26 protein-coding genes and 1 pseudogene are annotated in these 26,938 nt (G+C 58.1%); 15 read left to right on the plus strand and 12 right to left on the minus strand.

Features of this window, described 5'->3' with window-relative positions; all coding sequences use genetic code 11:
* Positions 1 to 14 precede the first annotated feature (14 nt).
* Genes PSQ90_RS04390 through PSQ90_RS04405 form a run of 4 tightly spaced genes read right to left on the minus strand, consistent with a single transcriptional unit; the run spans position 15 to position 4,568 of the window.
* A complete protein-coding gene (locus tag PSQ90_RS04390) occupies positions 15 to 1,013 on the minus strand; it encodes an ABC transporter permease (RefSeq protein WP_282212215.1) in 999 nt (332 codons plus the stop codon).
* Positions 1,010 to 2,014 carry an ABC transporter permease gene (locus PSQ90_RS04395; RefSeq protein ID WP_282212216.1) on the minus strand — a complete coding sequence of 335 codons (1,005 nt, stop codon included), beginning with the start codon at positions 2,012 to 2,014 and terminating at the stop codon, positions 1,010 to 1,012. Before PSQ90_RS04395 ends, PSQ90_RS04390 begins: the two co-directional genes overlap by 4 nt.
* Entirely contained in the window at positions 2,011 to 3,531 is a 1,521-nt protein-coding gene (locus PSQ90_RS04400) for a sugar ABC transporter ATP-binding protein (RefSeq protein WP_282212217.1), read from the minus strand. Before PSQ90_RS04400 ends, PSQ90_RS04395 begins: the two co-directional genes overlap by 4 nt.
* Positions 3,531 to 4,568: an aldo/keto reductase gene (locus PSQ90_RS04405; RefSeq protein ID WP_282212218.1), complete on the minus strand. Its 1,038-nt coding sequence runs from the start codon at positions 4,566 to 4,568 to the stop codon at positions 3,531 to 3,533. Before PSQ90_RS04405 ends, PSQ90_RS04400 begins: the two co-directional genes overlap by 1 nt.
* Before the next feature lie 167 nt (positions 4,569 to 4,735).
* Between PSQ90_RS04405 and PSQ90_RS04410 the strand changes: the two genes are divergently transcribed.
* The 8 genes from PSQ90_RS04410 to PSQ90_RS04445 all read left to right on the plus strand — a co-directional run bounded on the left by PSQ90_RS04410 (position 4,736) and on the right by PSQ90_RS04445 (position 11,428).
* Positions 4,736 to 5,623, plus strand: coding sequence for a dihydrodipicolinate synthase family protein (locus PSQ90_RS04410; protein WP_282212219.1), 888 nt, complete (start codon positions 4,736 to 4,738; stop codon positions 5,621 to 5,623).
* A 12-nt stretch (positions 5,624 to 5,635) separates the two neighbouring features.
* Positions 5,636 to 6,811 (plus strand): L-rhamnonate dehydratase, encoded by a 1,176-nt coding sequence (locus PSQ90_RS04415; RefSeq protein WP_282212220.1) that lies wholly within the window; start codon positions 5,636 to 5,638, stop codon positions 6,809 to 6,811.
* An 11-nt stretch (positions 6,812 to 6,822) separates the two neighbouring features.
* Entirely contained in the window at positions 6,823 to 7,698 is an 876-nt protein-coding gene (locus tag PSQ90_RS04420) for an amidohydrolase family protein (RefSeq protein WP_282212221.1), read from the plus strand.
* A gap of 33 nt (positions 7,699 to 7,731) precedes the next feature.
* A complete protein-coding gene (locus PSQ90_RS04425) occupies positions 7,732 to 8,505 on the plus strand; it encodes a FadR/GntR family transcriptional regulator (protein WP_282212222.1) in 774 nt (257 codons plus the stop codon).
* Between the two features lie 13 nt (positions 8,506 to 8,518).
* Positions 8,519 to 8,836, plus strand: a complete 318-nt coding sequence (gene rhaM / locus PSQ90_RS04430; RefSeq protein ID WP_282212223.1) for an L-rhamnose mutarotase — start codon at positions 8,519 to 8,521, stop codon at positions 8,834 to 8,836.
* Positions 8,833 to 10,017, plus strand: a complete 1,185-nt coding sequence (gene rhmD, locus PSQ90_RS04435) for an L-rhamnonate dehydratase (protein ID WP_282212224.1) — start codon at positions 8,833 to 8,835, stop codon at positions 10,015 to 10,017. Before rhaM ends, rhmD begins: the two co-directional genes overlap by 4 nt.
* Before the next feature lie 256 nt (positions 10,018 to 10,273).
* The gene (locus PSQ90_RS04440) at positions 10,274 to 11,053 is read left to right on the plus strand and encodes an SDR family NAD(P)-dependent oxidoreductase (protein ID WP_282212225.1); all 780 of its coding nucleotides are present in this window, start codon (positions 10,274 to 10,276) and stop codon (positions 11,051 to 11,053) included.
* Between the two features lie 114 nt (positions 11,054 to 11,167).
* Positions 11,168 to 11,428 carry a hypothetical protein gene (locus tag PSQ90_RS04445; RefSeq protein ID WP_282212226.1) on the plus strand — a complete coding sequence of 87 codons (261 nt, stop codon included), beginning with the start codon at positions 11,168 to 11,170 and terminating at the stop codon, positions 11,426 to 11,428.
* Positions 11,429 to 11,475: 47 nt separating this feature from the next.
* Here PSQ90_RS04445 and PSQ90_RS04450 read toward each other — a convergent pair whose 3' ends face one another.
* Positions 11,476 to 12,141: an OmpA family protein gene (locus tag PSQ90_RS04450; RefSeq protein ID WP_282212227.1), complete on the minus strand. Its 666-nt coding sequence runs from the start codon at positions 12,139 to 12,141 to the stop codon at positions 11,476 to 11,478.
* A 108-nt stretch (positions 12,142 to 12,249) separates the two neighbouring features.
* Positions 12,250 to 13,020, minus strand: a complete 771-nt coding sequence (locus PSQ90_RS04455) for an SDR family NAD(P)-dependent oxidoreductase (RefSeq protein ID WP_282212228.1) — start codon at positions 13,018 to 13,020, stop codon at positions 12,250 to 12,252.
* Between the two features lie 275 nt (positions 13,021 to 13,295).
* Between PSQ90_RS04455 and hemA the strand changes: the two genes are divergently transcribed.
* Positions 13,296 to 14,576 carry a 5-aminolevulinate synthase gene (hemA, locus tag PSQ90_RS04460; protein WP_282212984.1) on the plus strand — a complete coding sequence of 427 codons (1,281 nt, stop codon included), beginning with the start codon at positions 13,296 to 13,298 and terminating at the stop codon, positions 14,574 to 14,576.
* Positions 14,577 to 14,678: 102 nt separating this feature from the next.
* Here hemA and PSQ90_RS04465 read toward each other — a convergent pair whose 3' ends face one another.
* A complete protein-coding gene (locus PSQ90_RS04465; RefSeq protein WP_282212229.1) occupies positions 14,679 to 15,143 on the minus strand; it encodes an NUDIX hydrolase in 465 nt (154 codons plus the stop codon).
* A 172-nt stretch (positions 15,144 to 15,315) separates the two neighbouring features.
* On the opposite strand from PSQ90_RS04465, the gene PSQ90_RS04470 reads away from it, so the two are divergent.
* A complete protein-coding gene (locus PSQ90_RS04470; RefSeq protein ID WP_282212985.1) occupies positions 15,316 to 16,299 on the plus strand; it encodes an acrylyl-CoA reductase family protein in 984 nt (327 codons plus the stop codon).
* On the opposite strand, the gene PSQ90_RS04475 is transcribed toward PSQ90_RS04470, so the two are convergent.
* Together PSQ90_RS04475 and PSQ90_RS04480 are read right to left on the minus strand one after the other, a co-directional pair.
* Entirely contained in the window at positions 16,296 to 18,173 is a 1,878-nt protein-coding gene (locus PSQ90_RS04475) for an ABC transporter ATP-binding protein (RefSeq protein WP_282212230.1), read from the minus strand. The genes PSQ90_RS04470 and PSQ90_RS04475 overlap by 4 nt on opposite strands.
* A 72-nt stretch (positions 18,174 to 18,245) precedes the next feature.
* Complete coding sequence (locus PSQ90_RS04480) at positions 18,246 to 19,235, minus strand: potassium channel beta subunit family protein (protein WP_282212231.1); 990 nt, start codon at positions 19,233 to 19,235, stop codon at positions 18,246 to 18,248.
* 125 nt (positions 19,236 to 19,360) lie between these two features.
* On the opposite strand from PSQ90_RS04480, the gene PSQ90_RS04485 reads away from it, so the two are divergent.
* Entirely contained in the window at positions 19,361 to 19,729 is a 369-nt protein-coding gene (locus tag PSQ90_RS04485; RefSeq protein ID WP_282212232.1) for a VOC family protein, read from the plus strand.
* 3 nt (positions 19,730 to 19,732) lie between these two features.
* Here PSQ90_RS04485 and PSQ90_RS04490 read toward each other — a convergent pair whose 3' ends face one another.
* Entirely contained in the window at positions 19,733 to 20,434 is a 702-nt protein-coding gene (locus PSQ90_RS04490; RefSeq protein ID WP_282212233.1) for a pyrimidine 5'-nucleotidase, read from the minus strand.
* Between the two features lie 92 nt (positions 20,435 to 20,526).
* The gene (locus PSQ90_RS04495) at positions 20,527 to 21,759 is read right to left on the minus strand and encodes a hypothetical protein (RefSeq protein ID WP_282212234.1); all 1,233 of its coding nucleotides are present in this window, start codon (positions 21,757 to 21,759) and stop codon (positions 20,527 to 20,529) included.
* A 338-nt stretch (positions 21,760 to 22,097) separates the two neighbouring features.
* Here PSQ90_RS04495 and PSQ90_RS04500 point away from each other — a divergent pair, with 338 nt between their 5' ends.
* Both PSQ90_RS04500 and PSQ90_RS04505 read left to right on the plus strand, forming a co-directional pair.
* Positions 22,098 to 22,727: a TetR/AcrR family transcriptional regulator gene (locus PSQ90_RS04500; protein ID WP_282212235.1), complete on the plus strand. Its 630-nt coding sequence runs from the start codon at positions 22,098 to 22,100 to the stop codon at positions 22,725 to 22,727.
* Positions 22,724 to 24,226 (plus strand): DHA2 family efflux MFS transporter permease subunit, encoded by a 1,503-nt coding sequence (locus tag PSQ90_RS04505; RefSeq protein WP_282212236.1) that lies wholly within the window; start codon positions 22,724 to 22,726, stop codon positions 24,224 to 24,226. The genes PSQ90_RS04500 and PSQ90_RS04505 overlap by 4 nt, the downstream gene beginning before the upstream one ends.
* Before the next feature lie 128 nt (positions 24,227 to 24,354).
* Here the strand turns inward: PSQ90_RS04505 and argB are convergent.
* Positions 24,355 to 25,183 (minus strand): annotated as a pseudogene (gene argB, locus PSQ90_RS04510) (acetylglutamate kinase).
* 286 nt (positions 25,184 to 25,469) lie between these two features.
* Here argB and PSQ90_RS04515 point away from each other — a divergent pair.
* Both PSQ90_RS04515 and PSQ90_RS04520 read left to right on the plus strand, forming a co-directional pair.
* Positions 25,470 to 26,021 (plus strand): sigma-70 family RNA polymerase sigma factor, encoded by a 552-nt coding sequence (locus tag PSQ90_RS04515; RefSeq protein ID WP_282212237.1) that lies wholly within the window; start codon positions 25,470 to 25,472, stop codon positions 26,019 to 26,021.
* Positions 26,018 to 26,740, plus strand: coding sequence for an anti-sigma factor (locus tag PSQ90_RS04520; protein WP_282212238.1), 723 nt, complete (start codon positions 26,018 to 26,020; stop codon positions 26,738 to 26,740). The genes PSQ90_RS04515 and PSQ90_RS04520 overlap by 4 nt, the downstream gene beginning before the upstream one ends.
* Positions 26,741 to 26,938 lie beyond the last annotated feature (198 nt).

A 26,938-nucleotide genomic window follows, 5' to 3' on the forward strand; every position in this document is an offset into this window, starting at 1 on the left:
TGCGGCTTTGGCCCTTACCTTTGGGTGCGGGCATAAATCGCGTTGGTCGCGATTATTGAAATGATGAGCAATGCGCCCATCACGATTAGCTGGGCGGTGATGGCGATATTGGCGACGGTCATGCCGGTGGCGATAATCACCAGAAGCCAGGATGCCAGAAAAGTGCCGAGGATCGAACCACGGCCACCGAAAATATAGGTGCCACCGAGCATGACCATCAGCACCATTTGCAATTCGCCGCCGGTGGCCATGTCATAGCGCACCGAGGCCAATCGCGAGGCGGTCAAAAGGCCACCGATCGAACTGGCAACCCCCATGGCGACGAACAGGCCCAACTTGATGCGGCGTACGCGAATTCCGGCGTGGATCGAGGCGATTTCGCTGGTGCCGACCTGATAGATCTGACGACCGATAACGGTGGTGCCCAGGATTGCGGCAAGTGCTACGGAAATGATCACAAACACAATGACCGGCACCGGCACATCAAGGATCAGACGATAATCGATGCCGTTGAACCATTGCGGGAATTTGCCGATGGACCGGTCGCCTGCCAGAACCTGGGCCAGCCCACGATACAGGGTCAGCGTGCCGATGGTGACGATGATCGAGGGGAGTTTGAACACAACCACCAAGATGCCATTGAACAGGCCCATCAACACCCCGGTTGCCAGCGAAGCGATCATGGCGAGGCCAATGGGCAGGCCTGCCTGATAGAGCGCGGCAAAGACGCAGGCGGACAGTGCCATCATGGCGGCGGGCGACAGGTCAATTTCACCTGAAATAATGACCAGTGTCAGGACCAGCGCGATGATGGAATATTCAACGTAGTAGGTTGAACTTTCCAGAATGAACTGTGCGTCGGAAAAGAATGGCGAGAGGTTGCTGGCAATGATGAATGCGCCAACAAGCAGGGCGAAGGTCATAACCTCCGGGCGCACCAGCACCACCTGCCACATCGGGCGGGCGTCGGCTGAATCGCGGGTCGGCTTGGCGGTCTCGGTTTGCATGGTCATGCGGCGCTCCTGGCTGCGGCCAATGCCCTGGCGCTACGGTCGCGCACTGATTTGTCGATCAGCAACGCAATGACGATGACGGCGCCGTAAATGACGTCCTGCCAGAAGGCGGACACGCCCAGCAACGGCAGGGCAACATTGACCATGCCCAAGAGGATTACCCCTAGAACCGTGCCCAGCACCGTGCCGACGCCGCCATTGATCGAAACGCCGCCAATAACGACGGCTGCAATGACGGTGAACTCAAAGCCCACCCCGGTGATGCCGGGATTCACATAGCCAAAACGGGAGGCGTAAATGATGCCGGTGAGGCCCGCCAGGGCGCCGGACATGGTGAAGACCAGAATGGTCAGGGGCACGACTTTTATACCGCGCAGGGGCGCCGCTACAGGATTGGAACCGAGCGCATAAATCTGGCGACCCAGCCGGACGTGATCGAGAAAGAAATAAGTCAGGAGCGCGATGACAAAGGCGAGGATGACGATCCAGGGAATGCCAAAGATCGGTGAGGTCTGGGACATTTCGATCAGCGATCTGGGGATATATTGCGGATCGACCTGACGAGCGCCGGACACGAGAAATACCAGGCCGCGATAAAGGCTCAGCGTGCCCAAAGTCACAATGATCGAGGGCAGTCTGAACAGGGTGACAATGACGCCATTGGCAAAACCGAGGGCGCCCCCGCAGGCGATGGCGGCGACAATGGAGATGATGATGGGCACGTCTGGCAAGTCCCGGAACATGATGCCGGCAATGATCGAGGAAAAGGCCAGGATTGAGCCGATTGACAGATCGACATGGCGAGCAACCAGCACCATCATCTGGCCCATCGCGGCGATCAGGATCAGCGGAATGGCGAGCGCGATGATGCGCAGAGTTTCGAGCGTCAGGAATCGCGGCTGAATGGCGCCAACCACCAGCGCCAGCAAGACGATCATGACAGCGATTCCGGCCTCACGCCGATGCAGCAACGTACTGAGGAATTTGGTGATCAGGCTCAAGCGGCGCTCTCCTGTGCGTGGTTGCCGGTCTTGGGCACGGCGGCGTGCATGATGGTTTCCTGCGTTGCGTCGGCGCGCAGGAGATCAGCGGTCAGTTCACCCTCGGCCATCACCAGAATGCGGTCGCACAGGGCGAGTAGTTCGGGCAGTTCCGAGGAGATCAAGAGAATGGCGCGGCCATCGGCGGCGAGTTTGCCGATCATGTCGTAAAACTCGGCCTTGACGCCAATATCGATACCGCGCGTCGGCTCGTCGAGAATGAGGATTTGCGGATCGGTATGCAGCCAGCGCGCCAGAATGGCCTTTTGCTGATTGCCGCCCGACAATTCGCCAATCGGCTGGCGAACCGAGGCCAGGCGGATACGCAATTGCTTGACGGATTGAGCGGTCAGCGCCTTTTCGATGCCGCGGCTGATAAAGCCGCGCGGGGCGATCTTGCCGGGCACTGTGGCGGTGATGTTGTGCTCGACCGAAAGGGTTTTGAAGATGCCGGCCACGGCGCGGTCTTCGGGCACAAAAGCCAGGCCCAGATCAATGGCGTCGGATGGCTCAGCAATGGTAACCGGCGCGCCATTGACGTTGATGGTGCCCGACTGGGCGGGGGCGACGCCGAAAATGGCGCGTGCCACGTCGGTGCGGCCAGCGCCGACAAGGCCGGCGAGCCCAACGATTTCGCCCTTGCGCACCGAAAAGCTGATGTTCTTGAACATGCCCGGCTGCGACAATCCGCTGACCTCTAGCGCCACCTCGCCGATTTCGCTGCCGGTCTTGTGAATGAGTTCGCGCAAGGGGCGACCGATCATCAGCTTGATGATGTCTTCGTCAGTGACGTCGACCACATCCACGGTATCGACAAGCGCGCCGTCGCGGAAAATCGTGGCGCGGTCACAAAGGGCCTGCACTTCTTCAAGGCGGTGGGAAATGAAGATGATGGTTCGCCCCTCGTCGCGCAGGCGGCGGGCGATCTTGAACAGGGTATCGACTTCCTTGGGCGTCAAGGGCGCGGTCGGCTCGTCCATGATGATCAAGCGACTATCGCTGGCCAGCGCGCGGGCGATTTCGACCATTTGCTGATCAGCAATGGAGAGGCCGCGCATTGGTTTGGTTACGTCGATCCGCACGCCGAGCTGGGTCATCAAGTCTTTGGCGCCCTGCTCCATTTCGGCCCACGGCACCCGCCCCAGCAGGGCGCTATCGGTGCGACCGAGCACAAGATTTTCGGCCACTGACATATCGGGGAAGGAAATGGGTTCCTGATGGATCAGGGTAATGCCGAGACGCTGGGCGGTGGTGGGATTGTTGACCTCGACCGGTTGGCCATTGAGGGCAAGCGTGCCGCGTGTGGGGCGGTGAACACCGGCCAAAATTTTGGCGAAGGTTGATTTGCCAGCGCCGTTTTCGCCGAGCAGCGCGTGAATTTCACCGGCCATCAGGTCCAGATCGACGTCGCTGAGCACTTCGACGCCAGCAAATTGCTTGGAAATGCCACGCGCGGCGATTAGGGGAGCGTCGGCCATCAATTTGATCCCGAGGGGGTGGGCGCCTGGGGATCAATCAAGGATTTTGCCTTGAGGTCGGCCCAGAAAGCGGATGGGATTTGGGCTTGCAACGAAGCAATGTTCTGCGTCACTTCCTCTGGGCGCGCTGCGCCGGGAATGACAGCGGCAACCGCAGGGTGCGCCAGAACAAATTGCAGGGCGGCTGCGGGTAATCCGACAGAATGGTCGGCGCAAACGGCCTCGATATCGCGTACTTTTTGCTGAATGGCGGCCGGGGCATTGTCATAGCCGTATTTGGTATCGGCCCCCGAACCAGTCACCAGAATGCCCGAGGCGAAGGGCGCACCGATAATGACGCTGGTCTTGTTGTCGATACAGGTCTTGAGCCCGGCATAAAGGCTCGATTGATCGAGCAAGGTGTAGGGCATGGCCACGAGGGCAAAATCGAGCTGGACCTGTGAGGCCACTTTTTCCAGCGCTTCGCTGGTATTTACGCCCATGCCATAGGCCTTGATGTCGCCCGCAGCTTTAAGCTCTTCAAGCGCCTTCATGCCGCTGGCAACCAGATCACGCTGGTGTGCAGCGAAGGCATCCGGGGCATGATAGGCAGCCTCCAGATCATGGATGACCAGCGCGTCGATAGTATCAATGGCCAGACGCTGCATGGCCTGCTCATAGGAGCGCATGATGCCGTCATAGGAATAGTCGAACACGACCTCAAAATTCAGCCCGCCGACCCAGGGCGAGCGATCAAACTGAGCCGGATTGGCAGGTCGTTTGAGCGTGCGGCCAACCTTGGTGGTGAGCAAGAACTGATCGCGAGGCTGGGTGCGCAGAAAACCGCCAAGGCGGTGTTCGGACAGGCCACGTCCATACCAGGGGGCCGTATCGAAATAACGGATGCCCGCATCCCAGGCAGATTGCAGGGTGGCGTGTGACCGACTCTCCTCGACCCTGGCATAGAGCTCGCCCAAATGGGCGGCACCAAACCCGAAAACCGGCAATTCGAGTCCGGTTTCGCCGATCCTCCGGCGATCTGAAAGTCTTGGAGCCATCGCGCCACTCTCCCGTTGTTTTTCGCGCCGGTTCAATCCGCCGCTTTTTCCGCTGCATGTAACTTGTCAGACAAAAATTAGTTTGACAAGTGGCATTTGTCGCGCCAATCCTGAAGGCACAAACAACGATGATGCCGCTTGCGGTCTGTGAGGAGATTGATCTCGCCATGACTATTTCCGGGACCTACCCGATGCTTTTTGCGTTTTTTGACGAAGCGAATAATTTGCGCCGCGACACCATCACACGGCAAATTGACGCCGCGCTATCGGTTGGGTCGGCGGGCATTGCGGTTCTGGGATTGGGCACGGAAGTGGCCAAACTCAGCCGGGGTGAACGCGAGCAACTGATCGATTGGACCATCAACGATGTTGGTGGTCGCGTGCCGGTTGCCGTAACCATCAGCGAAGGCAATGTGCCCGACATGATTGCGTCGGCAAAAGCTGCGCGCGCCGCGGGGGCCGCCTGGCTGATCCTGCAGCCGCCGCGCCCGCCGATTTCGGGCAGCCAACTGGTTGAATTTTTTGGCAAGGTCGCAGACGCAGTGGACTGCCCTATCGGCATTCAGAACGCGCCGGAATTTCTCGGCGTTGGGCTGACGGCCGCAGAGCTTGTGCAACTGAACAGGCAGCATCCCAATGTGGTGGTGGCCAAGGCCGAAAGCACGGCGTTGCAGGTTGGCGAGCTGATTGACGAATTGGCCGGGTGCATGAAGGTTTTCAACGGCCGCGCCGGGTTTGAACTGACCGACAATTATCGTGCTGGCGTCGATGGGATGATCCCCGGCGTTGAAACGATTGATCTGCAGGTGGGCGTGGAAAAGGCCATGCGGGCCGGGGACGAAGCCGAAGCCGACCGGCTTTACCGCCTGATGTTGCCCGCCGTCGGTTTTGCCATGCAGGGGCTGGGACAGTTTGTGCTTTACGGCAAGCTGATCGCCGCGCTCCGGCTCGGGATCGAGCCCAGCAGTAATCGCCTTCCCTCAAATATTGCCAGCCGCCGAGGCATTGCCTGGGCGCAGCGCTATGCGGCCGAACTTGGACCGCTACCTGTCTGAATGGAGAGTTGAATGCCTCGTATTACTGATGTTCGCACCACGATTTGGGAGTGGATTGGTCCTGTGGCACCGATGCCGCCGCATTTTTGCACGACGGCGGGCGATATCGTGTCCGACGTGACCGGTTCGATTGAAGGCTTTCGCTTTCTGGGCTGGCTCGTGGTCGAAATCGAATGCGACGACGGAACCGTCGGGATTGGCAATGCAGCACTGGCCCCGCACGCGACCAAGGCCGCCATCGACACCTATCTCAAGCCGCTATTGATCGGAACCGACCCGATGGACAGCGAATATTTGTGGCAATCCATGTATCGGCGTACCCTGCCCTTTGGACGCAAGGGGATCGGGATGACCGCCATCAGTGCGGTCGATCTGGCGATCTGGGATGCCAAGGGCAAAATTCTCAACCAACCCGTGTTCAAGCTTTTGGGTGGCCGAACGAAATCCAAGATCCCGGTTTATGCCAGCCGCCTTTATAGCCAACCGCTCGACACGCTTTATAACGAAGCCAGGGCCTATGCCGATCAGGGCTTTTCGGCGGTCAAGCTACGGTTTGGTTGGGGGCCCAAGGATGGGTTGGCAGGGATCAACAAGAATCTCGATCTGGTCAAGACGGCCCGCGAGGCAGTTGGCCCTGATGTCGATTTGATGGCCGACTGCTACATGGGCTGGAACGTTGAATACGCCAAACGCATGTTGCGTCTGCTTGAGCCACATAATCTGCGCTGGGTGGAAGAGCCAGTAATTGCCGACGATCTGGCGGGTTATGCCGAACTCAAGGCGATGAATCTGGTGGGTATTTCGGGCGGAGAGCACGAATATACGTTGTACGGTTTCCGCCAGGCTATGGATTTGCGGGCCTTTGATATTGCCCAATTCGACGTCAATCGCGTCGGCGGGATCACAGCGGCCAAAAAGATTGCCGATCTATGTGAAGCCTATGATGTGGCCGTCATCCCCCATGCCGGGCAGATGCACAATTATCACGTCTCGATGTCGTCCTATGGCGCGCCGATTTCAGAATATTTCCCCAAGGTGCCGGTGGAAGTGGGCAATGAATTGTTCTGGTACATTTTTGACGGCGAGCCGGTGGCCGAAAATGGTTTCATCAATCTGGCCGACGACAAGCCCGGCTTCGGGCTGACGCTCAAGACACCTGATCCCGCCGAATTCAAACTGACCCGCTAAGGAGCAGACGGATGCCCAATTTTCCGATCATCGACACCCATTTGCATATCTGGGATTTCGACCGGCTGAACTATTCCCTGTTCAAGGGGCATCCGCTTTTCGGCAAGTCCTACCAGATCGAGGACTATCAGCGCGACTGTGGTCAGCTTGATGTCGAGGCCATGGTGTTTCTGGAATGTTATGCGGATTTTGACGCCAAATCCGGCCAGTATATCGAGGAGATTGAGTTCGTCGAGGATTCGGCCAAGCGCGATCCGCGGATCAAGGCCATTGTGCCGATGGCACCGCTGGAGTGGGGCGATCGGGTCGAGCCGATGCTGGCGCAAATGCACGCCGAACATCCCACGGTCAAAGGCATTCGCCGCATTGTCGAATTTGATGAAGACCCAAGGGCGCTGACGCTTTCGGACGACTTCATCAAGGGCGTCAAGCTTTTGGAAAAATTCGACTATCACTTCGAGATCAATGTCAATCACACCCAGATGGACATTGTGCGCGAGTTCGTCAAACTCGTACCCAATGTTCGGCTGATCCTTGACCATTGTGGCAAACCAGGGATTGCCGAAGGGGCTATCGCCCAATATCGCGACGACCTCAAGGCGCTTAGCGCGCATGAAAACCTGGTGATCAAATTGTCCGATCTACCGGTGGAAGCGGATCACCAGCACTGGACCGAGGCCGACCTTGCCCCCTATATCGACGCCACGGTGGAGCATTTCGGCTTTGACAGAATGATCTATGCCGGGGACTACCCGATCTGTTTACAGGCCACGACCCTGCCGCAATGGGTCGAGGTGCTGGATCGGGCCTTTGCCGGGGTATCAGAAGACGACTTGCGCAAGTTCTACCGCAACAATGCCAACCAATTTTACCGCCTCGGTCTATGAGAGGCGGCAAATGGCCTGCTGGATGAATGAGATATGACCAAGTTTGATGACGACTTTGCGCTGCTGGTGAATGCCAGCAAATCGGCACCCGCCGCACCCAAGGACTTTGGTGGCGGGGCGCTGGAGCGACAGTCGATTTCAGAACAGGTCGCCAACCGGATCATGGCCATGATCAAATCGGGCAATCTGAAATCAGGCGATCGCCTGCCGACCGAAGCGCAAATGGGCATTGCCTTCGCCATATCGAGGCCACCCTTGCGAGAAGCATTGAAGGCGCTGGTGCTGATGGGGGTTCTGGAGAGCCGTCAAGGCGGGCGCTATACCGTCACTGACCTTTCACCAAGCCGGTTGATCGCGCCGTTCAATGTCATGTTGTCGGTCGCAGACTATGATGTGGACGAGCATTTTGAAGCGCGCGCGGTTGTCGACCTTGAACTGGTGCGCCTTTGCGCCGAGCGGGCGACCCCCGAAGTGCGCAACCGGATATTGCGACTGGCGCGGGACGGCAGGGCCTTTCATCACGATCCGGTTGCCTTCCGGCTGATGGATATTGAGTTTCACCAAAGCATCAACAAGGGCGCCCGCAACGGATTGTTGAGCGCGCTGGCGCAGGGACTTTACGACGTGGCGCTGGATGTGCGGCGCGAGGCGAGCACTGTGCCCGGGGTCATCGAGAAATCGGTGGAACAGCATTGCGCGGTCGCCGACGCCATTATGGCAGGCAACAGCGCGGCCGCTGTTGAAGCCTATCGGATCCATCTCGAGCATGTCCGCGACACGACCAAGCAGTCCATGGGCCATAAATAACGGGAGACAGACAATGTCTGAACGCATCGCCTTTCGCATGAACCTTAATCCGGGTCAGGCGGCAGAATATGAGAAGCGCCATGATGCGGTGTTTCCTGAACTGGCCAAAGCGCTCAAGGATGCCGGGGTTTCGGACTATACCATCTGGCACGATCCCGAGACCAACCATCTGTTCGCGATCTTGACGCGCACCAACGATCATACCATGGACGCGCTGCCCGACACCGAAATTTGCCAGCGATGGTGGAAATTCATGGCTGATGTCATGGAAACCGACGCCAACAATGTTCCAACGCAGGTGCCGCTCAAGCGCGTCTTCCTGTTGCCATGAGCACTGCATTTCGCATCAAGGATTTGCGGGTTTTTCTGGTCGATAAATCGAGCAAGGGCGGGGACTATTTCAACCAGGGCGGAGCCGAACATTGGCTGGTTGATAGTCTGATCGCCACACCAATGTCGGGATATGGCCAATATCGCGAGCGGCGCTCGTCCTGGGGCATTGATGTGCTGGGGTCGCTCGTGGTTGAAATCGAGACCGATGATGGTGTCGTTGGGGTCGCTACCGGATCGGGTGGCGCACCTGCGGCGTGGCTGATCAAGCATCATTTTGCCCGGTTTCTGATCGGGCAGGATGCCCGCAATATCAATCAGATCTGGGATCAACTTTATCGCTCGTCACTGCCCTACGGGCGCAAGGGCTTGCCGATCATGGCGATCAGCGCGGTTGACCTGGCGCTGTGGGATCTCAATGGCAAGGTGCGCAGCGAGCCGGTTTACAATCTCATCGGCGGGCTGAGCCGGTCCGAGATATCATTTTATTGCACCGGACCAGCGCCTGATGCGGTCAAGGCGATGGGGTTCTGGGGCGCCAAGGTGCCTTTGCCCCACAGCCATTTTGACGGCAGGGCGGGGCTGGAAAAAAACGTGGCGTTTCTCCGCGCCCATCGCGACAGCGTCGGCCCGGATTTTCCGCTGATGGTTGATTGCTATATGTCGTTGACCGTGCCCTATGCCATCGAACTGGCCGAGGCGTGTAAGCCTCTCAATATCCACTGGTGGGAGGAAGTTCTGTCGCCCGAGGATGTTGAAGGGTTTCGACAACTCAAGCAGGCGCATCCGACGCTGAAATGGACAACCGGGGAGCATGAATACACAAGATTCGGCTTTCGGCGGCTAATCGAGGAGCGCACCATTGATATATTGCAGCCCGATGTCATGTGGGTTGGCGGGCTCACCGAGCTGCTGCGGATCGCGGCGCAGGCCTCGGCTTACGAAATTCCGGTTATCCCGCATGGCAGCGGGCCCTATTCCTACCAATTCATCGCGAGCCAAACCGATCTGGCGTTTTGCGAATATGTGGCGGCCAGCCCAGACGGCCGCTCCATTCGGCCGATTTTTGGGGAACTGTTCGAGGGTGAGGCCCTGCCCGTTAATGGCAAGCTAATACTGGGTGATGCGCCCGGTTTTGGTATGGTATTGGCGGACCGCAGCGCGCTGGTCGCCGCGGGCTAGCACGCTGCCTCGGTGCCTCGGTGTCGGCTATATTTCTGGCGACGCCAATCTTACCAGTGCTGTTCTGCGGTGTTGAACTGCGACCTCAATTCCCGACGCGGGGCTGATCATGGGGCGTTTTGGATGGCCGTTCGGTCAGGCGTTTGTTCAACGGAAACTGGTGCCACGTCCCTTATGTCTGATAATCTGGTCCGGCGGCCCTGCCGTGCCTATATATGTTGTGACCAATCAGCGTGTTGACTGCCCGGAGACCGAAATGTCCATGACCAAACTTCACATTCCCGACCTTGATGGCAAAGCCGTGCTGATTACTGGCGCGTCTACCGGCATTGGGGCCGCATTGGCAAAAGCATTTGGCGCCCAGGGCGCGCTCGTCGGCCTGCACTACAATGCCAGCGTTTCCGCGGCAGAAGCCGTTGCCGAAACCATCCGGGGCGATGGGGGAACCGTGGCTTTGATTCAAGCAGACGCATCCAAAGCCGGGGAGATGGCGCGGGCGGTCGAGGAGACGGCGAAAAGTTTTGGTCGTCTGGACGGGCTGATCAATAATGCGGGCGGCATGGTGGCGCGGCAACCCTACGCGGAATGGACCGACGAAACCTATGACGCGATCATGGATTTGAACGCACGCTCGGTCCTCTCGGCCAGCCGCGCGGCTATTGCCCACCTCAAGGCCAATGGCGGCTTCATCATCAACACAACTTCGATTGCGGGACGGAACGGGGCGAGCGGCGGCGCCGGGCTTTATGGCTCGTCCAAGGCGTTTATCGGCAATGTGACGCGTGGCATGGCCAAGGAACTGATCCCGTTCGGCATTCGCGTCAATGCAGTGGCGCCCGGCGTCATTGATACCCCGTTTCAGGAGCGATATTCGACGCGGGCGCAGTTGGATACGCTGCTCTCCACCATTCCACAGGGCCGGCTGGGCGTTGCCGAGGACTGTGTCGGTGCCTATCTGTTCCTGGCCTCTGGCGTGCTGTCCGGCTACATGATCGGTCAGACAATCGAGGTCAATGGCGGCCAGCTCATGCCGTAGGGTGATATTCGCACCGTAACTACATCGAATGGGGAACCAGTTCATTATTGCCGCAGTTGGTCATCAGGCGCACGATGGTGTGTGCACAGAAACCTTGCAACAAGGAGACTTCTGATGGCCGAGACACCCGGCGTGACGCCGCCCAGGCAAAAACCGACGCAGAAAATGGCGGATCAGGTGATTGCCGAATCTGAACCGGTGGCGGCGCGGGCCAATACCCCGACCAATTGGTGGCGGGCGGGCCTGATCGGCCTGGCTATTGTCATTGCCGTGCTGTTGGCGCTGCAATTGCTTATGGGCGCGCCGGGCACAGATGTTCAACCCGGAACGCCAACGGCCGAACCGGTCGTTGAAACCCCTGCCTCCAACCCATGAAAAAGCGCGGCCCGTGAGCCGCGCTTGATGGCGTTGTCTGGCAGATATCAGCCCTGGATCGGGGACAGCCGGATTTCGACGCGACGGTTCTGAGCGCGGCCCGATTCGGTAGCGTTGGACGCGATCGGGGCCGATTCACCCTTGCCCTGAATGAAGAACCGCTGCTGGTTGATGCCCTGATTGGCCAGGATCGTGGCAACCGATACAGCGCGCCGCTGCGACAGATCCAGATTGTACTGGTCGTTGCCAGTCGAATCAGTATGGCCATAAACATCGACGATGGTCTTGTCGTATTTCTTGAGCACCAACGCGACCGAAACCAGGGTCTGGTTGAACTGGGGCTGGACCGAAGCCTGATCGGTGGCGAAGGTAATGTTGGATGGCATGTTGAGGACAATCTGCTCGCCAACACGGGTTACCGAAACGCCGGTGCCCTGTAGCTGGGCGCGCAGCTCGGCCTCCTGCTGATCCATATAATTGCCGATGGCAGCGCCGGTCAGCCCGCCAACCCCGGCACCGATCAAAGCGCCGATTCGGGGATCGCCGCCAACTGCGGCGCCGATCAGAGCGCCACCCAAGGCACCGCCGCCCGCCCCAATCAAAGCACCACCACTGGTTTTGCTGATCTCGGATTGGCCGGTATAGGGATTTGTGGTGGTACAGGCGCTCAGGGCCAATACAGCGAAGCTGGCGACGATAATCTTCGACTTCATGCGAGAATTCCTAAAGGTCTGGTTTTGGCAGTTGTCATTCGAGATTGCGGCAGCACAGTGGCTCGGCCGTTGGCGTGGCCCAACATAGGCTGATTTTGATTAAAATTTCTAGGCGTGTGCCCAACCGCCATCAACCAGAAAATCCTGAGCTGAAATCATGGCGCTGTCATCGGCGGCTAAAAACAGCACCATGCGGGCCACGTCGTCGGGATATACGCGCCCAGCCAGTGTCTGACTTTCCTCGAGCCATTTTTCGCTCTCCGCATCGAGCCAGCGGCTCATCTGACGTTCGGTCATGATCCAGCCGGGTGCCAGGGTGTTGACCCGGACCCCGCTTTTGCCGAGTTCACGCGCCATGGAGCGGGTCAAGCCATGGGCGGCGGCTTTGGCGGTTTCATAAATCGGAATACGCGGCGACATGATCATCCAGCTGATCGAGCCCATATTGATGATCGAGCCTTTTTTGGCAGCGACCATGGCGGGCGCTACCGCCTGTATGGCAAAAAATGCGTGTTTGAGATTGACCGCAATGCGTTGATCCCAAAGTTCCGGGGTCACATCGGCCCAATCGTGGCGCTCATCATAGGCAGCGTTGTTGACCAGAACCCGGGCATCGCCATGGGCGGTTGCAAAGCCCTCGATAGCCGCCTGATACGCGGTAGTGTCGGTCACATCGCAACGGGTGAAGCGCACGATTTGTCCCTGCCCCTTCAGTTCGGCGGCAAGCTGCTGGCCAGCCTCGTCGGCAACATCGACAAAGCCGACTTTGGCGCCTTGCGCTGCAAAATTGCGTACCAGGGCCTCGCCGATGCCGGCGGCACCGCCCGAAATAACAATTGGCGCGTCGCGCAGGCTTGGATAAGAAGCAAATTCCGGCATGGGGTCCCCTCACAAAATCGTGCACTACAGTGCTGGTATGGCATCAGGTGGGCCAGATGCAAGGGGGCGACGGCGGGCCGTGCCAATTAGCGGCTCCTATGTTGGAATTCAGGCCAATTCGCTTTAGAATGGTGAGGCGATGCCGTACCGCAGACAAAACTGGCGTACTGCGCAAAACGCGCGTCGAATTGACCTATGTCAACGACGCGCCCGGGCGAATAGGTTTGGATCGTCAGGCCAAACCAGGGCAAGGCGCGAATAAAAGGGTCGGTATGATGGACTATCGCAGCATGTTCGAGGACGCAGTGGATACATTGCGCCAGGAAAAGCGATACCGCGTTTTTGCTGATCTGGAGCGGATCGCCGGTTCGTTTCCCCGGGCGCGCTATCGCGATGATTCGGACAATGCGCGCGACATTACCATCTGGTGCTCCAACGATTATCTGGGCATGGGGCAGCACGAAAAAGTCGTGGCCTCGATGCAGGAAGCAGCGGGACGCTTGGGCGTTGGCGCGGGCGGGACGCGCAATATTTCGGGCACCAACCGGCCATTGGTCGAACTGGAGCGGTCGCTGGCCGATCTGCACCGCAAAGAAGGGGCGCTGGTCTTTACATCGGGCTTTGTGTCCAATGAAGCGGCGATTTCCACAATTGCGCGGCTATTGCCCGATTGTGTGATTTTTTCGGACCAGCTCAATCACGCTTCGATGATTCAGGGCGTGCGCCAGTCGGGCATGCAGCGTCATATTTTCCGTCACAATGACATGGCACATTTGCGCGAAATGCTGGCGGCAACCGATCGCAAGCGGCCCAAACTAATTTGCTTTGAGTCGGTTTATTCGATGGACGGGGATATCGCCCCGATCAAGGAAATCTGCGATCTGGCCGAAGAGTTCGGCGCGCTCACCTATATTGATGAAGTGCATGCGGTTGGTCTTTATGGCCCCCGCGGCGGCGGCATTGCCGAACGCGAAGGCCTGATGGACCGGATCGACATCATCGAGGGCACGCTGGCCAAGGGCTTTGGCGTCATGGGCGGCTATATTACCGCCAACAAGTCGATCATTGATGCTGTTCGCTCCTACGCGCCGGAATTCATTTTTACCACCGCCCTGCCCCCGGCGCTATGTGCGGCGGCGCGCACTTCGATCGAACACTTGAAAGTTTCGAGCCTAGAGCGAGAGCAACACAAGCGGCAGGCCCAGCTGACCAAGGACATTCTGCGCGATGCAGGCTTGCCGGTCATGGCAAACCAGACCCACATCGTGCCGCTATTGGTGGGCGATGCGCGCCAGTGCAAAGCGGCCAGCGACATGCTGCTGGAAAAGCACAATATCTATATCCAACCAATCAATTACCCGACCGTGCCCAAAGGCACGGAACGCCTGCGGATTACGCCGACGCCATTGCATAGCGATGAAATGGTATTTGAGTTACGCCATGCGCTGATCAGCGTCTGGGCAAGCCTTGAGTTGCCGCGCGAACGGGCCAGCGAAATGATCACAGCGAGCAAATTGACATCGGGCGATCTGACCCTGCCGACCATCGGCGGCTAGAGCGCCGGGCGTTCCGATAGAATCGGAACTTGCGCTCTAGTTTTTGGTGTCGCGTCGTTTTTCGCTGAAAACCGGTTCCCACTTTTCCGCACGATGCCCTAATCAGACGCTCAACTTCCTGGTCAGGTCGTCCGACGAAAGCATGCGGGCCAGGTCCTGCTCGTAAACGGCAGCGGCAGCATCGGACAGGGTGAACCAGCGACGTTCGCGCTGACCGGCTTCGGGCCACTCATCAAGCAGTTTGTTCACTTTCATGGCAAAGCAGTCGACGGTGCAGGGAACGGCCTGACCATCCTTCATCAACTTGTCGTAGTGGTATTTGCCGACCGGCCTGGCGTGTATTTTGCCGCGCACGCCTGCTTCTTCCAGCGCTTCCTGGGCTGCCGCCTCAACCAGGGTCTTACCGGTCATCGGCCAGCCTTTGGGCAGTAGCCAGTGCTGACTGATTCGGGATGTCACCATTAAAATTTCGATTTTTCCGCTCTTGGTCTTGCGCCAAGGCAGTGCGGCCAATTGCTGAGCATAATCAATGTCCGGGGACCAGCTGCCCCGATCAAGCTTGTTCAAATCGTCACCTTCAGGCGGGTTCCTTTGCCTCAAAAAGATTTAGGCACAATCCAACTCAACGCATGTTGCGCCCAAATGGTTCCAATTGCGCTAAATATCGTCTGCACACTCAGTATTGATGCTAGGGCGCGAAACTGATCTGGTGTCGGCCGGCGCTGGAAGGAACATGAGCATGACATTCAAGGCACTGGTTACCGACAAGTCGGCAGAGGGGAAACTATCATCACAGGTGCAAACGCTTGAGGATGAACAGTTGCCCGAGGGCGATGTCGTTGTCGATATCGACTGGGCCGGGTTCAACTACAAGGACGGTTTGTGCCTCAAGGGTGCCGGTGGGTTGGTGCGCAATTTTCCGCATGTGGCCGGGATCGATTTTGCTGGGCGGGTGCGCGCAAGTGACGATGCGCGATATGCTGCAGGGCAGGAAGTTGTATTGACCGGTTGGCGCGTTGGCGAGAATCATTGGGGCGGCTTTTCGCAACGGGCGCGGGTCAAGGCCGACTGGCTAGTGCCGCTCCCCAAAGGCTTGAGCGGACGCGAGGCGATGATCGTCGGCACCGCCGGATTGACCGCGATGCTGGCGATTGATCGGTTGGAGCGAGCTGGATTGACACCAGCTGCTGGCGAGGTCCTGGTGACGGGTGCCGGGGGTGTTGGCTCGATTGCCGTGGCGATGCTGGCAAAGCTGGGTTATTCGGTGACGGCGCTATCGGGGCGTGCTGAACTGAGCGAGGCACTCAAAGCCTTTAGGGCGAACGCCATTCTGGATCGCGCGGCCTTTATGGAGGAGGCGGACAAGCCGCTTGAAGCGGCGCGCTGGGCCGGGGTCATTGACGCGGTGGGCGGTGCGGTTCTGGGCAAGCTGTTGCGTCAGGTCAAATATGGTGGGGCCGTCGCGGCGATTGGCAATGCGGCCGGGATCGAGCTCAACACCAATGTGTTGCCCTTTATCCTGCGCGGGGTGGCCCTGTTAGGCATCGACAGCGTCATGCAGCCCTATGAGGCGCGCGTTGCGGCGTGGGCGCGGTTGGCGGATATTTTTGACATCAAGGCCTATGGTGGCTTTGTCGCGGAGATCGGTTTGGCGGATTTGCCAGACGCTGCCGACAGAATTTTGGCGGGTTCGGTCAAGGGGCGGCTGATCGTTAAGCCCTAGCGATAGCCTTGCGCCTGTAACTCAAAAAGTTCGGCATAGCGACCGGCCAGCGCCAGGAGCTGTTCGTGACTGCCGGCCTCGAGAATTTTGCCATCTTCGAGTACCAGAATGCGGTCGGCCATCCGCACCGTCGAGAAGCGGTGGGAAATCAGTACGGCGGTCTTGCCCACGGTCAGGGTCTTGAAGCGCTCAAAGACCTGGGCTTCCGATTTCGCATCGAGCGCGGCGGTCGGTTCATCGAGAATGACCAGATTGGCGTCGCGCATATAGGCGCGGGCGATGGCGACCTTCTGCCACTCGCCGCCCGACAGGTCGCGACCCTTGTTGAACAGCCGACCAAGCGGTTGTTCGTAATTGAGCGGCAATTTGTTAATCACCGCATCGGCCAGGCTGCTGGCGGCGGCATTTTCAATGCGGGGGCGGTCTTCATTGTCGGCAACGCTGCCGACGCCAATATTGTCGGCGGCGGTGAAGCTGTAGCGCATGAAATCCTGAAAAATCACGCCGATATGGGCGTGAATGTCGTCAACGGTCATTTCGCGCAGATCGACTCCATCAACACTAATCCGACCCTCGTCGGGGTCGTAAAGCCGCGTCAGAAGTTTGACGATGGTGGTTTTCCCCGCGCCATTTTCGCCGACAAGCGCCAGCGTCTCGCCGGCATTGAGGGTAAAACTCAGATCACGGATGGCCCAGATATCTGTCTCGGGATAGCGAAAGCCGACCTTTTCAAAAACGATTCCCTGGGCAATGGGATTGGGGAACGGTTTTGGATTTTCCGGCGGCGCGATAGCGGGCTTGATTTCAAAGAACGAGAACAGATCATCGAGATAGAGCGACTGCCCGGCAATCTGGGTAAATCCAAGCAGGATTTTTTGGAACAGGCCATTGAGATTGAGAAATGAGCCGGACAGAAAGGCCAGATCGCCAATGGTGAAGGCCCCGGTTACCGTGCGCCAGACGATAAAGGCGTAGGCACCATAATAGGTCAGCGTCGAGATTGACGAGAACAGTGCCCCCCAGAGCGCCCGGTCAGTGGAGAGCCTTCGGTTTTCAAGAAAAATCGTGTGTGCCAGCGTGCGGAAGCGGTCGACCAGATAATTGCCAAGGCCAAAGAGTTTTATCTCCTTGGCGGTTTCGGCGTTGGCGCCGATGTGGCGAATATATTCGAGTTGTCGCCGCTCAGGGGTGCGACCGCGACTGACAAAATAGGACAATGTGTTAAAGCGGGTTTCACCCCAGATCGAGGGGACGAACGACAGCGGCAGCAGCAGGATGAGCCAAGGCGCATAGACGAACAGACCTGCGGCAAGGGTCACTACGGTGATCACGTCCTGAGCCTGCCCGAACATTTGCGACAATAGCGCATTGCGACCCGCCGCCTGCCGCCGGGCCCGCTCGAGCCGGTCCTGATATTCGGCGGATTCAAAATGACGGAGGTCAAGCCTGGCGGCGTGCAGCATCAATTCCATGCTGACGGTATTAGAATGGAGCTCCCCCAAGATCGTATCGACAAGGCTGGTGGCGCGGTTCAGCAGGTCACCAGAAACGACCAGAACAAATTCGACGAGCAGCAGCACGGCGATGGTGTTGAGCCGACCGCTTTGCCACCACGCGATGAAATCCTCGCCAGCGGGATTACCCGACAGCCGCACGACCTCGTCGATGATCAGCTTGCCGACAAACAGCATGACGACGGGTTGAACGGCGCGAACCAGACGCAGGCCGATGCTGGCGGCTGTCAGTGCGCGGCTGGTCCGCCATATCTGGGCGACCAGGCGCCCCAATAGACGCAGATTTGCCAGGCGTTCAGCCAGTGTTGGCTTTGGCTGGTTGGGGCTGGCGGGTCGAAATGGGGAGGAAAATGAACTCATGGCCGCTCATAAGCCGCAAATTGGCGGGCGTTAAGAGGTGCCGGCCGCATTTGATTGCGGCCGGCATACGGATCAGTAGCGCTGTGGCGCGGCGGGCTTGTTTCCCATGATCGTGTCGATCTTTTCCATCACCTCGGGGGTCAGCTTGTCCTTGGACTTGAGGGAGGCAAGATTGTCCTCCAACTGAGATTTTTTCGATGCGCCCAGAATGACAGTCGAGACGTGTGGATTGGCCAGGCACCACAAAAGCGCGATGTGGTGAATGGGCATGCCCAATTCGTCGGCGAACTTGGCCAATTGTTTGACCTTGGCCAGCTTTGCCTTACCCGCATCGCTCTCCCAGCTGGCTTTTAGCCACTCATAACCGGGCAGATTCAAACGGCTGTCCGTGGGGATGCCGTCATTGTACTTGCCGGTGAGAACGCCCGAGGCCAGCGGCGACCAAATGGTTGTGCCCAGCCCCATGAGATCATAGAGCGGGGTATAGTCGCCCTCGACCTTTTGACGCTCGAACAGGTTATATTGCGGCTGTTCCATGGTCGGCGGGGTGATCCGCAAGTCTTTGGCCACAGCCCAGGCTTCGCTCAATTGCTGGGCATTCCATTCCGAGGTACCCCAATACAAGATCTTGCCCTGCTGGACGAGATCATGCATGGCGCGCACGGTTTCCTCGATCGGGGTATCGATATCGGGACGGTGGCAGAAATAGAGGTCGAGGTAACCGACCTGCAGCCGCTTGAGCGCGGCGTGGCAGGCATCAAAGACGTGCTTGCGGCTGAGCCCGCGCTGAGTGGGCTTGGAGCCGCCCCAGAATACTTTTGAGGAAACGGCGTAACTATCGCGGCTCCAACCCAGCTTGTTGAGCGCCTGCCCCATCAGGGCCTCGGAAGCGCCAGCCTCATAGCCCTCGGCATTGTCGAAAAAATTGATGCCTTCATCATAGGCCAGGGTCATCAGGCTGAGGGCTTCTTTTTCATCGACCTGCTTGCCGAAGGTTACCCACGAACCGAGCGAAACTTCACTGACCTGAAGGCCCGATTTGCCAAGGCGTCGATATTCCATGGTTTATTCCTTTGATTTGGCGGCCAAATGGTCGCGTGGTAATTTGGGTCTGTCGAGCAGCGTCATCACCGCCAGTGTGCGGTTGAGGCTGAAACGCCAAGGGCTTTACCCGGGGAGGGTTCGTCATGCTCAAAGACAAGGATTCTGCGGCAATAGTGGCGGTGACCGATATGAACCGGGCACGGCAATTTTATGAAACAACGTTGGGATTGTCGCTGATAAGCGGCGATGAGAACGTCATGCAATTTGCGACCGGGTCAACGGCTCTGGTAGTATATAGGTCGGACTACGCGGGCAGCAATAAGGCGAATGCCATTGTTTGGGGTGTCGGCTCGGAAATCGAGGCTATTGTCGCCGATCTCAAGGCCAGGGGCGTCGTGTTCGAGCATTACCCCGACATGAATGTGCAGGGGGACGTGCACGTTGCCGGCGACTTCAAGATGGTCTGGTTCAAGGATCCCGACGGCAATATCCTGCACCTCAACAGCCTGTAAATATCAGGGCAGATTGGTCAGGAAATGGGCCAGATTGTCGGTAATATGGTGGACGTGCGGACCCGAGCTTCGCCCTAACTCCCAAGCTTCGACCTGATCATGGACGAAGTCCTCGCCTGCTACTACCTGAACCGTACTCATGCCAATGTCGTGGGGCACAGTGAGGTTTTTTTCCAGATCATCGAACATGACCGCCCGCTTCGGGTCGATAGAATTGAGGCTTAAAAAGCCATCATAGGCGGCTTTGTGAGGCTTGGGCACATAGGTCATGGCGCGAATATCGTGGATATGCTCGAATAGATCAGCACCCCCAAGCCGGGTCAGTACGGCGCGCGCGTGTCCAACGTCGCCATTGGTCAAAATGAACTTGCGGCCCGGCAAATTTCGGATGGCGGCGACCAGCTCGGGATGCGGCGCAACCGGGGCATAGTCGATGGCGTGGACCGTATCAAGAAAATGATCCGGATCCACCTCGTGCTTGAGCATCAACCCGTTGAGTGTGGTGCCATGGTCGCGGTAATAGCCTTTTTGCAAGGCCCGCGCGGCGTCGAAATCGAGCTGGGCGATTTCCATGACATAGTGGGTGATGCGCAAATCAATCTGGGCAAAAAGATTGCAGGTGCGCGGATAGAGCGTGTTGTCCAGATCGAACACCCAATCGGTGACGTGGGACAGGCCGGTGCTGGTAGGCGTTATGGCGTTCATTCCAGCGATCCTAGCCGAAAATGCTGAACACTTCATATAAACTTGGCGTGTCGAGGGGCGGGAGCGAACATATCGCCCCCACCCCAATTCAGCTATTTGGCTGGCTGATTGGCGGTTGCACTGACACCGAGAAGCGGGATCAGCCCGGCAGGGTTGGCCGCGGCGCCCATGGCCATCATGCCATTGACGGGCGAAGGCGGATCAAGCGCCACTTCAAGGCTCTGGGGATCATCAAGGAAGGCATTGACCGCCGGCACCAGAATATCGTTGAGTGCCGGAATGCCAACATTGTTGATCATGGCGGGCACCATCTGCTTGAGCCCGGCGACCAATTGGGCAGGCTCAATGTTTTCCTGAGCGGCAAAGAAGTTGATCAGTTTCATGGCCATCGAAGCATCGTCAAAACGCAGTCGGGCGCTGTTAATGCTGACCGAAGACATGACCTGCATACCCATCATCATGTTGGCCTGATCGATTTGCTCCTGGGTCTTGCTGTCGTCGCCTGCGGCGGCTGCTGAAGCGTAAATGGTGTCCATAAGCGCCGGGGTCAATCCGGTGAGATCAGCGTTGAACATAGCGGCCCCCTGATCATCGAGATTGATCAGAAACTGGTCAATGACCATGTGCCCGTCAGCCATGTTCCAGGTCATGGATTCATTGATATTGCCGCTAACCTGGGTCAGACCCAATGCTTCGATTACCGCGCCCGCCTCGGCGTTTTCTTCGGCCACGGTGCTCAGATCAGCGGAAAAACCGGTAAGCTCAAAGCTTGAGGCGACATCGACCAGATCAGCACTGCCCTGGGCGGGATTGAAGACGTTTGCGGTGCCGATCTTTTCGACGGTTATGACTTCAAGACCATTGCGGGTGACGCTGAGCGGGCCAGCGCTTGCAGATGCAAACCCCTGCAGGGAAGCGATGAAATTCACGCCATCGCCGGCAGGCACATAGATGCCATTGACGACGATATTCTTGAGTGAAACGTGGCCGGGAGTTTTTTCGGTGATGTCATATTCGAAGTCGGGCATGGTCAGCGCGTCGGCGGTGTAGCTGCCATCGGCATTCTCGGTGACGCCAGTAAATGTCAGATCGGCGGCAATGTCGGTTGGGGCTTCGCCCGAGACGGCGATCTTGACGCCTTTGACGACAACAGTGGCGCCGTCGGCCTCGACGGTGCCGGGTTCGATATCATAGCCCATGGCGCCATAGACGGCGGCGACGCGATCAACGAAGGCCTGTGCGTCGAGCGCCATGACCGGCTGGATCATGGTGGCAGTACCGATTGTGGCCAGCAATGCCAAGCGGAACTTTGACGTGAATTTCATATTGGTCTCCGGCAAATTTTTCGTTGTGGAACAGGATGATGGATAGGCAAGACGTTCTGCGATTGGTCTAGCCGGGGAAGTGGCGATTACCAAATCCATTTACAACAGGTTGCGCTGCCCATTGCGTACTTCCGGTTAAATAAACAGTTAAACGGCCCGATTGACCAGACCTTTTCCCGCCGCCGACGCAGCGAAGCGACGAGCACAATATTGCTGGGGCTGATGAACCCCGCATGAATTGCGAGTGAGCCACGAGAATTTTTGGACAATCAATCACTTGATTGAGACGCCGCGTTGGGATACCCGGAACGGCCCAGCCCAATAGTCAACACCAGACCATGACCGTCCAGATCACCATACCAAACAAGCGCGAAAGCACCGACGAGCGCCGCCTGGCCATTGCCCTGGCGGCACGCGCACTGATCGTGGAAAAAGGGTTTGAGGGGCTGCGCACCCGCGATATCGCCGAGCGGGTCGGCATCAATATTGCCACGCTGCACTATCACGTGCCGACCAAGAAAGCCTTGATCCAGTTGGTAGCTCAGACCATCGAGCGGGATTTCAGACAGCAGGAAGAACGGCGTCCGCGCAAACATCTGCCAGCGATTGAGCGGTTGCGTATCGAGTTTGACGATCAGCGCGAAACACTGGTTGATAATCCGGCGCTGGTGGTTGCGATGAGCGAACTGATGCAACGGGCGCGTCGCGATCCCGATGTTGCGCAGATCCTGCAGCCGCTTTATGATTCCTGGATACTCCAACTCACCGACATTGTTACCGCCGGACGGGCGGACGGCAGTTTCCGGCCTGATATCGACCCCAATGCCGCCGCCAACATCATTGCGGGAGCCATAGGCAACCTGTGGCGCCAGCAGGGGGATTGCCCTGACAATTTTGACAATATTACCCGGGAATTGGAGCGATCGCTGCTTTGCCCGGCAAACGACAACAAGGATCCGGCACCATGAATGCCCCCCATTTTCACGTCCCCCAGAGCGTCGAGGAAGCAGATCCGCGCCGCTGGATCGCGTTGGTGATCCTGCTGATGGCCAATTTCATGAACCTGATCGACGTGACCATCGTCAATGTGGCCATTCCGACGATGGAATCGGGGCTGGGCGCCTCCGACAGCCAAATTGAATGGGTGATCGCGGGCTATGTCCTGGCCTTTGCACTGGGTCTTTTGCCGTTCGGGCGGCTGGGGGACATCATTGGGCGCAAGTCGATGTTCCTGATGGGCGTTGCCGGTTTTACGATCGGGTCGGCGTTGTGCGGGCTTTCACCTTCCATCGAATGGCTGGTCGCGGCGCGCATTCTGCAGGGTTTTGCTGGTGCGGTGATGACACCGCAGGTAATGGCCATCGTGCAGGTGACGTTTCCGCCGCAGGAAAAGGGTCTGGCATTTTCCCTGTTCGGGCTGTCCGCAGGCATGGCGTCGGTGGCTGGGCCATTGGTGGGTGGTCTATTGATCAATGCCAATTTGTGGGGTCTGGACTGGCGACCGATCTTTTTGATCAATATTCCGCTGGGGGTGCTGGCGATTGTCGCTGGCTCGATCCTTATTCCCAAAACGCCACGACATCCGACGCTCAAGAATGACTATGTGGGCATTGGCCTGTTCAGCGCCGCCATTCTGCTGCTGATCTATCCGTTGATCGAAGGGCGGGCCTATGGTTGGCCGCTCTGGATATTCGGGATGATGGTATTGTCGTTCATCGGCATGGTGGCGTTCTACCTGTGGCAGAAGCGGCGCGATGCGTTGGGGCAAGCGCAATTGCTGCCGATATCGCTGCTGGAGAACCGGAATTTTGTGCTCGGCGCCTTCATGGTCATGGTGTTTTTCTCCGGCATGCCGGGGCTTTTTCTGGTGCTGGCGATTTTCCTTCAAACCGGGTTTGGCTTTTCGCCGCTCGAATCCGGACTGACCACGGTTCCCTTCCCGATTGGAGTGCTGATGGCATCGCTGTTGGCGGGGCGGTTGGGCAGCAACTTCCTCAAGCAGCGGTTGGCTGGTGGCGCGACGACCATGGTGGTGGGGATGTTGACGTTGCGCTGGGTCTTGAGCGGCATTGATCAAAGCATCGATCATTGGTGGTTTGCGGTACCGCTGTTCATTTCCGGGGTTGGTCTGGGAACCGCAGTTTCTTCGCTGTTCCAGACGGTCCTGGCGGGTATTCCGTCTCAGGATGCCGGGTCGGGATCGGGCACGTTGCAAGCGTTTCAGCAGGTAGGCGGCTCGTTTGGCGTGGCATTGGTGGGGCAGATATTTTTTACCTGGCTGGCCAATGCCGAGGCTTGGGGGGCGACGTCCAAGGGCACCGCATTCAGCAATGCGGCTTCAAATGCAATGCTTTATGTGATCGGGGCGTTCCTCGTGGTGGCGCTGTTGGTGCCCTTTCTCAAGGTTACCAACCAGCCCGGTCATCGCGGCAATAAGCCGGATGAACCCATATTGGTTGAAGTGTAACGCGGGCCTAGAAAAAGGGGAGCATATGCTCCCCTTTTGTTAACGTTGAGGCTAGAGCGCCGGGCGCTCTAGCCTCTGGTGTCGCATCGTTTCTTGCGGAACCCGGTTCCCACTTTCCGCACGATGCTCTAGCGCACGATCAGCGTGCCGGCACCATATTCGGTAAAGAGTTCGACCAGGACGACATGAGGCGTCTTGCCGTTGAGAATGACGACACCTTCAACCCCATCTTCGAGTGCTTCAAGGCAGGTTTCCACCTTTGGAATCATGCCGCCTGAAATGGTGCCGTCGGCGATTAGCGCCTTGGCTTCGCGCACCGTCAGTTCGGCGATCAGCTGCCCATCCTTGTCGAGCACACCGGGAACGTCGGTCAGGAACAGCAAACGCTTGGCACCGAGCGAACCGGCAATGGCGCCAGCGAAAGTATCGGCGTTGATATTATAGGTCGCGCCGTCGCGGCCGGGGGCAACGGGGGCAATGACCGGTATCATTTCCGAGCGCGCCAGAAGGTCGAGCAAGGTGCGGTCGATTTCGACCGGCTCGCCGACAAACCCCAGATCCAGTACCCGTTCGATATTGGAGGTCGGGTCGATGACCTTTTTCGGCCTTGCGGGCAAAGACCATGTTGCCGTCCTTGCCGCAGAGGCCAATGGCCCATTCGCCTTCGGCATTGATCAGCGCGACGATTTCCTTGTTGATCGAGCCTGCGAGGACCATTTCGACGATCTCCATCGTCCGCCGATCGGTGACACGCAAGCCGCCCTCAAACTTGGATTCAATGCCAAGGCTTTTGAGCATCAACGCAATTTGCGGGCCGCCCCCGTGCACAACGATGGGATTGACCTTGGATTGCTTGAGCAGCGCGATGTCGCGGGCGAAGGCTTGGCCAAGGGCGGGGTCGCCCATGGCGTGGCCACCATATTTGACCACGACAGTCTTGCCCTCATAACGCTGCATGAAGGGCAGCGCCTGCGCCAGAATTCCGGCGTCATGAGAAAAGTTATGTTCCTGGGAGGACGTTGGCGGTGTCGGCACCTGAGTCATGGGTCTAGTGATTTCCCTTCAAAGGCGGCGTAAATCTGATCGGGCTCTGATCTAGTCGATTTTGGCGACGAGCGATACCGCCACGTCCTGAATTATTGTGTGACATGATCCAATCATATGGCAACTGCGTTTCAATAGTGGGCTACAAAAACCATGAGGGAGCGCGCGGATAGGCATTTGGCCGATTGCGCGATAGTATATGGTCATGCAAACACCGTCCCAAGACATTGCCGATCTGATTGCGCGTTGTGCGCTGCGCGACCGGGCAGCGTTTCGGTCGCTCTATGAACGCACCAGCGCGAAACTATTCGGGGTGACCCTGCGTATCTTGAAAGACCGATCCGAAGCCGAGGAGGCTATTCAGGAAGTGTACGTCAAGATCTGGCAGCGATCCGACCGCTATGTCGCCGGCAAATACAGCCCCATCAGTTGGCTGGTCGCTGTGGCGCGCAATCATTCGCTCGATATCTTGCGGGCACGCCGACCCATATCGGACGATATTGATGTGGCGCTGGAAATTCCTGATGCCGGGCCTAGCCCGGAACGGGCAACAGAAAACAGTCAGGAACGCGCCCAGATTGAATCATGTCTGGGTGAACTTGATCAGGATAAGGCCGAGGCCGTGCGCGGCGCGTATCTCGACGGGTATAGTTATGATGAGTTGGCACAGCGCCATGCGGTGCCGCTCAATACAATGCGAACATGGCTGCGCCGCAGCCTGATTAAACTAAGAGAGTGTTTGAGCGCATGAGTACCAGTGATGACATCGGCGATCCCGTTGGCGGCAATGCCCTGGTCGCCGAGTTTGTCCTTGGGCTGCTTGATAGCGCCGAGCACGAGCGCGTGGCAAAATTGATCCGCGACGACCCTCGCCTTCAGGCAGAGCAGCATTTTTGGGAAAGCCGGTTCGCCGCGCTCAATGCCGAATATGAAGAGGTGGCGGTGCCGGCCCATTTGATCAATGCTATCGAGGCGCGAGCCTTTGGCGATGCGGTTGGCAGGCAAAAATCGCGCTTGTGGGACAGTCTGATCCTGTGGCGCGGTCTGGCAGCCGGCGCGCTGGCGGTTGCAGTGGTCGCCATTGGCATGAATGCTGGCGGCAACCCTGGCACCAACGATGCGGCAAGCCTTGCAACGCAATTGGTGGCAGCGCTGGAGCTTGATGGCAGCAGCGTCAAATTTGTAGCGCTTTATGATAGTGCGACTGGCACGGTGCGATTAACCTCGCTGTCGGGTGAGCCGGTGCCCGACAAGGATTTTGAGCTTTGGGCCATTCAGGGCGGCAACAATCCGATCTCGATGGGCGTGGTGCCCGTCAATCAGCGCACGCAGGTGACCTTGTCGCCCGATGTCATGGCAGGTTGGGGCGCGGGCTCAGTTCTGGCGATTACACTTGAACCCAAGGGCGGCTCGCCCACCGGTGATCCAACCGGACCGATCGTTGCCAAGGGCTCTGTCACCCAGATCTAGTCTGGGACATGGAAATCTCACTCAAATCCTGTCGGCATACACGCCGACAGGATTTTTTAGTTTTGGCAAGGCGATCGACGCCGGCCGGACCAAAATCGAAGCTTTTCGCAAAATCGGAAAAATAGCTGAAACTATCCTGAAACGCCTTCGTTGCTTTGGCTGTCCCCGAAACAAAGGGGAAAGACACACAGGAAGGAA

It is taken from the genome of Devosia rhodophyticola, from assembly GCF_028816475.1.
GTDB classification, from domain to species: domain Bacteria; phylum Pseudomonadota; class Alphaproteobacteria; order Rhizobiales; family Devosiaceae; genus Devosia; species Devosia rhodophyticola.

Coding starts and splice junctions, on each gene's coding strand:
- PSQ90_RS04455 (WP_282212228.1), bottom strand. CDS start 13,020: ATGCCGGAATTTGCTTCTTATCCAAGCCTGCGCGACGCGCCAATTGTT.
- PSQ90_RS04515 (WP_282212237.1), top strand. CDS start 25,470: ATGGTCATGCAAACACCGTCCCAAGACATTGCCGATCTGATTGCGCGT.
- PSQ90_RS04490 (WP_282212233.1), bottom strand. CDS start 20,434: ATGAACGCCATAACGCCTACCAGCACCGGCCTGTCCCACGTCACCGAT.
- hemA (WP_282212984.1), top strand. CDS start 13,296: ATGGACTATCGCAGCATGTTCGAGGACGCAGTGGATACATTGCGCCAG.
- PSQ90_RS04405 (WP_282212218.1), bottom strand. CDS start 4,568: ATGGCTCCAAGACTTTCAGATCGCCGGAGGATCGGCGAAACCGGACTC.
- PSQ90_RS04495 (WP_282212234.1), bottom strand. CDS start 21,759: ATGAAATTCACGTCAAAGTTCCGCTTGGCATTGCTGGCCACAATCGGT.
- PSQ90_RS04440 (WP_282212225.1), top strand. CDS start 10,274: ATGTCCATGACCAAACTTCACATTCCCGACCTTGATGGCAAAGCCGTG.
- PSQ90_RS04400 (WP_282212217.1), bottom strand. CDS start 3,531: ATGGCCGACGCTCCCCTAATCGCCGCGCGTGGCATTTCCAAGCAATTT.
- PSQ90_RS04410 (WP_282212219.1), top strand. CDS start 4,736: ATGACTATTTCCGGGACCTACCCGATGCTTTTTGCGTTTTTTGACGAA.
- PSQ90_RS04445 (WP_282212226.1), top strand. CDS start 11,168: ATGGCCGAGACACCCGGCGTGACGCCGCCCAGGCAAAAACCGACGCAG.
- PSQ90_RS04415 (WP_282212220.1), top strand. CDS start 5,636: ATGCCTCGTATTACTGATGTTCGCACCACGATTTGGGAGTGGATTGGT.
- rhaM (WP_282212223.1), top strand. CDS start 8,519: ATGTCTGAACGCATCGCCTTTCGCATGAACCTTAATCCGGGTCAGGCG.
- PSQ90_RS04480 (WP_282212231.1), bottom strand. CDS start 19,235: ATGGAATATCGACGCCTTGGCAAATCGGGCCTTCAGGTCAGTGAAGTT.
- rhmD (WP_282212224.1), top strand. CDS start 8,833: ATGAGCACTGCATTTCGCATCAAGGATTTGCGGGTTTTTCTGGTCGAT.
- PSQ90_RS04485 (WP_282212232.1), top strand. CDS start 19,361: ATGCTCAAAGACAAGGATTCTGCGGCAATAGTGGCGGTGACCGATATG.
- PSQ90_RS04390 (WP_282212215.1), bottom strand. CDS start 1,013: ATGACCATGCAAACCGAGACCGCCAAGCCGACCCGCGATTCAGCCGAC.
- PSQ90_RS04500 (WP_282212235.1), top strand. CDS start 22,098: ATGACCGTCCAGATCACCATACCAAACAAGCGCGAAAGCACCGACGAG.
- PSQ90_RS04450 (WP_282212227.1), bottom strand. CDS start 12,141: ATGAAGTCGAAGATTATCGTCGCCAGCTTCGCTGTATTGGCCCTGAGC.
- PSQ90_RS04475 (WP_282212230.1), bottom strand. CDS start 18,173: ATGAGTTCATTTTCCTCCCCATTTCGACCCGCCAGCCCCAACCAGCCA.
- PSQ90_RS04520 (WP_282212238.1), top strand. CDS start 26,018: ATGAGTACCAGTGATGACATCGGCGATCCCGTTGGCGGCAATGCCCTG.
- PSQ90_RS04470 (WP_282212985.1), top strand. CDS start 15,316: ATGACATTCAAGGCACTGGTTACCGACAAGTCGGCAGAGGGGAAACTA.
- PSQ90_RS04420 (WP_282212221.1), top strand. CDS start 6,823: ATGCCCAATTTTCCGATCATCGACACCCATTTGCATATCTGGGATTTC.
- PSQ90_RS04505 (WP_282212236.1), top strand. CDS start 22,724: ATGAATGCCCCCCATTTTCACGTCCCCCAGAGCGTCGAGGAAGCAGAT.
- PSQ90_RS04425 (WP_282212222.1), top strand. CDS start 7,732: ATGACCAAGTTTGATGACGACTTTGCGCTGCTGGTGAATGCCAGCAAA.